Source organism: Lysinibacillus sp. GW823-FHT02G10 (genome assembly GCF_058797135.1).
Genome location: NZ_JBXAJI010000011.1, coordinates 76,265 through 83,084, shown reverse-complemented (window position 1 = coordinate 83,084; position 6,820 = coordinate 76,265). Strand labels below are relative to the sequence as shown.

7 protein-coding genes and 8 tRNA genes are annotated in these 6,820 nt (G+C 38.2%); all 15 read right to left on the bottom strand.

Translation table 11 applies throughout. The features are described 5' to 3' along the window. Window positions 1–64: 64 nt before the first annotated feature. Window positions 65–138: transfer RNA gene (locus AC1RFD_RS20960), tRNA-Gly, on the bottom strand. A gap of 17 nt (window positions 139–155) precedes the next feature. Further along, a tRNA-Arg gene (locus tag AC1RFD_RS20955) sits at window positions 156–232 on the bottom strand. Window positions 233–254: 22 nt separating this feature from the next. Beyond that, a tRNA-Leu gene (locus AC1RFD_RS20950) sits at window positions 255–340 on the bottom strand. 66 nt (window positions 341–406) lie between these two features. Next, window positions 407–479, bottom strand: a tRNA-Lys gene (locus AC1RFD_RS20945). A gap of 15 nt (window positions 480–494) precedes the next feature. Continuing rightward, a tRNA-Gln gene (locus AC1RFD_RS20940) sits at window positions 495–569 on the bottom strand. A gap of 5 nt (window positions 570–574) precedes the next feature. Next, window positions 575–650 (bottom strand) — tRNA-Asp (locus AC1RFD_RS20935). A gap of 30 nt (window positions 651–680) precedes the next feature. Next, window positions 681–752, bottom strand: a tRNA-Glu gene (locus tag AC1RFD_RS20930). A gap of 1 nt (window position 753) precedes the next feature. Continuing rightward, a tRNA-Asn gene (locus AC1RFD_RS20925) sits at window positions 754–830 on the bottom strand. A gap of 91 nt (window positions 831–921) precedes the next feature. Continuing rightward, on the bottom strand, window positions 922–1,383 hold the full coding sequence (locus AC1RFD_RS20920) for a SprT family protein (RefSeq protein WP_115674575.1): 462 nt from the start codon (window positions 1,381–1,383) through the stop codon (window positions 922–924). Between the two features lie 67 nt (window positions 1,384–1,450). Then, on the bottom strand, window positions 1,451–3,622 hold the full coding sequence (locus AC1RFD_RS20915; protein WP_048394292.1) for a Tex family protein: 2,172 nt from the start codon (window positions 3,620–3,622) through the stop codon (window positions 1,451–1,453). 135 nt (window positions 3,623–3,757) lie between these two features. After that, entirely contained in the window at window positions 3,758–4,543 is a 786-nt protein-coding gene (gene sigB, locus AC1RFD_RS20910; protein ID WP_048394290.1) for an RNA polymerase sigma factor SigB, read from the bottom strand. Then, complete coding sequence (gene rsbW / locus AC1RFD_RS20905) at window positions 4,521–4,991, bottom strand: anti-sigma B factor RsbW (RefSeq protein ID WP_016993413.1); 471 nt, start codon at window positions 4,989–4,991, stop codon at window positions 4,521–4,523. The genes sigB and rsbW overlap by 23 nt, the downstream gene beginning before the upstream one ends. Next, window positions 4,991–5,323 carry an STAS domain-containing protein gene (locus AC1RFD_RS20900; RefSeq protein WP_016993414.1) on the bottom strand — a complete coding sequence of 111 codons (333 nt, stop codon included), beginning with the start codon at window positions 5,321–5,323 and terminating at the stop codon, window positions 4,991–4,993. Before AC1RFD_RS20900 ends, rsbW begins: the two co-directional genes overlap by 1 nt. 63 nt (window positions 5,324–5,386) lie before the next feature. Next, window positions 5,387–6,337: a PP2C family protein-serine/threonine phosphatase gene (locus tag AC1RFD_RS20895; protein WP_244205754.1), complete on the bottom strand. Its 951-nt coding sequence runs from the start codon at window positions 6,335–6,337 to the stop codon at window positions 5,387–5,389. A 58-nt stretch (window positions 6,338–6,395) separates the two neighbouring features. Further along, window positions 6,396–6,797 (bottom strand): anti-sigma regulatory factor, encoded by a 402-nt coding sequence (locus tag AC1RFD_RS20890; RefSeq protein ID WP_048394287.1) that lies wholly within the window; start codon window positions 6,795–6,797, stop codon window positions 6,396–6,398. Window positions 6,798–6,820 lie beyond the last annotated feature (23 nt).

Genomic DNA, 6,820 nt, shown 5'->3' with positions numbered 1-6,820 from the left:
GTCATCGCCCTTTTGGACAACTATTTAAATTTACCATACAACCAAGAGGTTGTCAACACTTTTTTGGAGCGGGTGATGAGAATCGAACTCACGACATCAGCTTGGAAGGCTGAGGTTTTACCATTAAACTACACCCGCATATATTTTCTTAAAAATGGCGCGCCCGGCAGGAGTCGAACCCACAACCTTCTGATCCGTAGTCAGACGCTCTATCCAATTGAGCTACGGGCGCATATGAAATTAATTAATTGACTTGGTGCGGCCGAGAGGACTTGAACCTCCACGGGGTTGCCCCCACTAGGCCCTCAACCTAGCGCGTCTGCCGTTCCGCCACGACCGCATTCAATTAGTAACTTTTTTATTATACTATGATAATTCAAAAAGTCAACTCTTTTTCTTAAAGAGATGAGCCATGAAGGACTCGAACCTTCGACCCTCTGATTAAAAGTCAGATGCTCTACCAACTGAGCTAATGGCTCGAATTAAGAAATGAATGGCTGGGGTACTAGGATTCGAACCTAGGCATGACGGAATCAAAATCCGTTGCCTTACCGCTTGGCTATACCCCAATAAGTGGCGGTCCCGACCGGGATCGAACCGGCGATCTCCTGCGTGACAGGCAGGCATGTTAACCGCTACACCACGGGACCAAAATATTATTTACATTAAATTATGAAAAATGACCCCTACGGGATTCGAACCCGTGTTACCGCCGTGAAAGGGCGGTGTCTTAACCACTTGACCAAGGGGCCATGGCTCCGAAGGCAGGACTCGAACCTGCGACAACCTGATTAACAGTCAGGTGCTACTACCAACTGAGCTACTTCGGAATAATTCATGTTATGTTGTCGTCGTTATCTTGTCGACTTTTACTATTATAGGGACAACTCAACAAAACGTCAACTATTTTTTAAACTTTTTTTACTCTACTAATTTTAATTTCCCCAAACACTTACTGCAACAATACTTTTCAACATTCATTTTTATTTTCCGTATATATAATTGGTGGCAATTGACACAAGTATATTTATAGCGTCGTCGTTGTTTTTTAACTGTAGCTTTCGGGACATGTAAAACTGCGCAAAATCGAGGGGCATCTACTTTCCTTAATAATTCTCTAAAATCTTTATCTCGATGCTGATACCCTTTACCTTCAATATGTAGGTGATAATGGCATAATTCGTGTAAAACAATACCTTGAATCTCTTTCAAACCGTATAACTCATAGGCTTTAGGATTAATCTCAATATTATGGGATTGTAAAAGATATCGTCCTCCCGTTGACCGTAATCTCGGATTAAAGTAGGCTTGATGCAGAAAAGGCCTCTGAAAGTTTTCTAAAGATAAGCGACGAACAAGCTCTTGTAATTCTTGATTGTCCACAGTAATCACCTCTAACAACAAGAATACCACACTGCGTAGTATAGACAGTGTGGCAAAAATTTAGTACTCAAACTAATGCTTGATTTTTAGGAGGAAGCATCGTTAAAGAGATACGTCCTTTCGTTACATCTATTTGTTCAACCCAGACAGTTACAATATCCCCAAGTGCCACAACTTCTAATGGATGCTTTATACGTTTATTTTGGAGTTTAGAAATATGCACAAGTCCATCTTGCTTCACGCCAATGTCAACAAATGCGCCGAAATCTACTACATTTCTTACCGTCCCCTGCAATTCCATACCTACTTTTAAATCTTCCATTTTTAATACATCAGTCTTAAGCAATGGTTGTGGGAATGCATCACGTGGGTCACGACTAGGTTTCATTAAGGTATCCACGATATCTTGAATTGTCACAACTCCTACTCCAAGCACATCACTTAATTTTTGGATTTTTAGTGCTGCAATAGCATCCTCTGCCTTCTGTGTCCCTAACTCTTTTTTATCTATTTGAGCCTCTGCTAATATTTGCTCAGCAAGGGCATAGCTCTCAGGATGAATACCTGTAGCATCAAACGGATTTTTTGCTTCTGGGACACGTAGGAAACCAATAGCTTGTTCATACGTTTTGGCGCCTAACCTTGGAATCTTCTTTAATTGCGCACGTGTAGTAAATTGACCATTTTCCTCTCGCGTCTTTACGATATTCTCTGCAACAGTTTTTGATAGACCAGAAACATATTGTAAGAGTGATGATGAAGCCGTATTTACATCTACACCAACTTGGTTAACAGCTGTTTCTACTATAAAAGATAGCGATTCATTTAATTTTTTTTGAGAAACATCATGCTGATACTGACCTACACCCACAGCTTTTGGTTCAATTTTCACTAACTCTGATAAAGGATCCTGTAAGCGACGTGCAATGGAGACAGCACTACGTTGTTCAACCTGTAAATCAGGAAATTCTGTACGTGCAATTTCAGACGCTGAATAAACAGATGCCCCCGCTTCATTGACAATCACATAGGCTATGTCAGTAGTAAGTTCATTTAATACATCCGCGATAAATTGTTCTGTCTCCCGAGATGCTGTACCATTACCAATGGCAATTATACTTATTGGATACTTTGCCAAAATTCCTTTTACAATAGCTTTGGATTTTGCCACATCTGGTTTCGGTGGATGTGGGTAAATAGCTGTAACCTCAAGCATTTTCCCAGTTTCATCTACAACCGCCAGCTTGCAACCTGTACGGTAAGCTGGATCAACCCCTAAAACATATTTACCTTTCATAGGTGGTTGTAGCAATAGGTTACGTAAATTTTCAGAAAAAATATGAATAGCCTGTGCCTCAGCTTTTTCTGTAAGCTCGTTTCGTAATTCCCTTTCAATTGAAGGCTGAATTAAACGCTTGTACGAATCCTCGATTGCTAGTTTAACTTCTGCAATAGCAGGAGACGAACCAGTTGCAGGTATCCATTCTTTCCACATAATCATTAATACTCGGTCCACCGGCACATGAATAGAAACCTTTAAGATTTCTTCTTTCTCTCCTCGGTTTATTGCTAAAATACGGTGTGGTACAATGCGACTAACAGGCTCTTCATATTCGTAATACATTTCAAAAACATTTTTCTCGTCGATTTCTGTATTTTTCACAGACGTCACAAGAATTCCATCTTTCCATGAATAAGCTCGGATTTTTTCACGAATAGAGGCATCGTCCGCAAAACGTTCTGCTAATATATCTCGAGCTCCTATCAGGGCTTCTTCCGTATTAGCAACTTGTTCGTTGTCCACAAAGTCAGTTGCTAATTGCTCTAATGCATCATCACTAAATGCTAACAGGAGATCTGCAAGAGGCTCTAAACCTTTCTCTTTTGCAATCGTCGCCTTTGTACGTCGTTTTTGCTTATAAGGTCTATATAAATCCTCAACACGTTGTAAGATTGTTGCAGAAAGAATAGCCTGCTCTAATTCTGGTGTAAGCTTTTCTTGCTCTTGGATTAATCGTATAACTTCTTCTTTTCGTTGTTCAAGTTGCTGTATGTAGTGATAACGATCTTCTACAGCTTTAATTTGCACCTCATCAAGTGATCCTGTAACCTCTTTTCGATAGCGCGCAATAAATGGTACCGTATTTCCCTCTTCTAATAAGTTAATAACAGCTTCTACTTGCCCTGGTTTGACTGCTACATCCTTTGCAATGAGCTGTAACATTTGCTTTTGCTCCACATCATCACTACCTTTTTCTTTTCATTTTACCATTACACTTTACTAAAAATGCAAAAAAATAGTCTACTCAGACGAATATGAGTAGACTATTTCCATTCATTTTAAAGGTATTTTTCATTAAACACCCATGAAAGATTAGAGCGAAACACTGCCACTTGCTAGAATAGCCTCTTGTAATTTCTTTATTGCTTTCCTTTGTATCCTCGATACATGCATTTGAGAAATCCCTAATCGTTCTCCAGCTTCTTTTTGACTAAGTTGCTCTAGATATGTAAGCTGAATAATTTGTTTTTCCCTCTCATTCAACACAACCAGCGCCTCTGAAACAATCATTCGTTTATTGGTCATTTCATAGCCATCGTCTTCCCTGCCCAAAATATCGAATAACGTGACTGTACTACCGTCTGAGTCTGACTCTATCGAATGGTCCATAGAAAGAGCTTGATAACTACGGCTCATTTCCATAGCTTCTAGTACCTCTTCCTCTGCTACTTCTAATCGTTCAGCAATATCTTTAATGGATGGAGAACGCTGTAATTCAATTGTCAGCGCCTCCACAGTTGATTTAATCCTCGGCCCAAGTTCCTTTATACGTCTAGGCACATGCACATCCCATGTTTTATCACGTAAAAAACGTTTGATTTCCCCAACAATTGTTGGCACGGCAAAAGCTTCAAAACTACGACCAACATTCGGATCAAAACGTCTTATTGCACCTAACAATCCCAGCATCCCTACTTGAACAATATCATCATAATATGATTTACCATTCGAATATTTACGAGCTATAGATTCAACTAGATATCGATAATGAATCACTAAATTGGTTTGTGCTTCATCATCCTCCGTTGACTGGTACAATTCAATCCACTTAAGTACATCTTCTTTAGATGAAGATTTATGTAGTGATTCTTTCGACATTTTTCTCCACCTGCTCCCTAGTGACATACTTTGTCATGAAGACAGTTACGCCACCATCGTTATTGATCATCACCTCATCCATCAAAGTTTCCATTAAATAAAGTCCCAAACCACCTTCTCTTAGCCCTGCAATACTTTCTTCAGGATGATACGGCCCAATCTTAGACTTAATCTCTTCAAAATTAAAACTATTGCCGTAATCCGCAATCATCATTTCCATTTTATTGTCATACAGCGCACACCCGATGACAATTTCACCCTCTTCTTCGTCTTTATAAGCATGGTGAACAACATTTGTCACAGCCTCACTTGCTGCAATTTTTAAATCTTCAATATCATCATAATTAAAGCCAATCCTACTCGCTAAGCCCGAGACAGTTAATCGAATGACACTGACAAATTGCGGTTTAGCAGGAACTCTAATTTCAATATAGTCAAATTCCTTCATTATCTTAATTCCACCTTTTTATCAGTTTCGATATCCATCAAATCACTAAGACCAGTAATTTCAAATAATCTTTGTAACCTATTCGATAAACCAACGAGCTTTACTTTACCATTTTCACGTAATGCTCTTTTATAAAAGGCAACAAAAATCCCAAGTCCTGTACTATCCATGTAATTTACCTTTGATAGATCAAGCTCAATTTCTAAACCCTCTGTAATCTTTACAGCTTCTAATTCGTCTCGTAATCCTGAAGCAGTAAACGTATCAATCTCACCCTCAACAAAGCCAAATAATTTATGATCAATTTCTTTAAAATGTATCGTTACGTCCATATAGCACACCTCCACCATATTTGTTAGACTATTTTCTCTACCCTGTTCAATTTAAACTTAAACCTATTTTTTTAAAATAACTACAGTAAAATCATCAAATAGTTTAAAATTTTGCACTCTCTCTATTTCCTTATAAAGGAGCTGACACAATTGCTGGGCAGATAAATGTCTATTTTCTTTTATTAAAGTTGTGATTACCTCTCGTGAATTTAATTCTTCTTTCACTCTAAATTCTGTCACACCGTCGGTCATCATAATAATCAAATCATTCTCTTCTAACACAATTTCATGAAACGTATAGTTTGTTTCAGACAATACACCCAATAGTAAACCTTTAGCCTCTAAGGTAAAGAACTGATCGTTCTTTGCACTATAATGTAAAGCTGGTTCATGGCCTGCCGAAGCATAAGAAAAAATGTTTTGCTCTACATTTAAGCAGCCATAAAACATCGAAACAAACATACTGTCATCCACACCTTTTTCTATTACCCTATTAATAACTTCTAAAACATATGAGGGATCTTTATATGCATATACCAATGTTTCAAGTCCATATTTCACCATCGACATACATAAAGCAGCAGGAACTCCTTTACCGACAACATCTGTCACAGCCACACTCAAATATTCTTCTCCATCATGAAAAAAATGTACATAATCGCCATTCATTTTTCGAATAGGTACTGAAATCATACCTATATCAATATTTTTCATATTCGGCACATAAGTTTTCAACAATGTTTTTTGGATGTTTGTCGCTATTTTCATTTCCATTTCATATTCAGCTTGCTTTTGAAGTAAACTTTGATGCTCTCTATGTGCCATTCCATAATGCACCATTACTTCAATCAAAAAATCATAAGCAGGCTGTAATTCATTCATTTGATTCGGAAATATTTGTTCTACAGCATTTTTATGAATGCTAATAACATCCTCGGGAGAGATATTTTTTTGAATTAATTGACGTGTGAAGTTCTGAGCGATATATAAATTTCTTTCTGTTTGGTTGACCATATAATCTGCTAATATTTTTTTATACTGAGCTTCTAATTGTTTCAGTTTTCTTCACGTCCTAACGCAACCATTTTTCCGCTCTTATCGTTGTTCCCTCTCCAACGACAGATTGAATATCTAAACTATCCATCAATCGTTTAACACCTGGCAAACCAGCACCCAGCCCCCCCGAGGTGGAATAACCATCCTCCATTACTTTACGAACATCTTTAATACCAGGCCCTTGATCTGTTGCAACAACAACTATTTTTTTTTCTGTATCTGCTTCAACCCTTTCAATTGCTATGATACCTATACTTGCATATAAATAAATATTTCGTGCTAATTCACTAATTGCCGTGGTGATGCGGGCTTGATCAACAGTGCCAAATCCAAGTGCTTTTGCTTCATTGCGCCCCAGTTGTCTAGCTGCAACAATATCCCACTCTGTAATAATTTCAACCGAAGACCTATATGTCACTGCTGTCCCTCCATTTCCTTTGG

Coding starts and splice junctions, on each gene's coding strand:
- sigB (WP_048394290.1), bottom strand. CDS start 4,543: ATGTCGAAAGAATCACTACATAAATCTTCATCTAAAGAAGATGTACTT.
- rsbW (WP_016993413.1), bottom strand. CDS start 4,991: ATGAAGGAATTTGACTATATTGAAATTAGAGTTCCTGCTAAACCGCAA.
- AC1RFD_RS20900 (WP_016993414.1), bottom strand. CDS start 5,323: ATGGACGTAACGATACATTTTAAAGAAATTGATCATAAATTATTTGGC.
- AC1RFD_RS20895 (WP_244205754.1), bottom strand. CDS start 6,337: ATGGTCAACCAAACAGAAAGAAATTTATATATCGCTCAGAACTTCACA.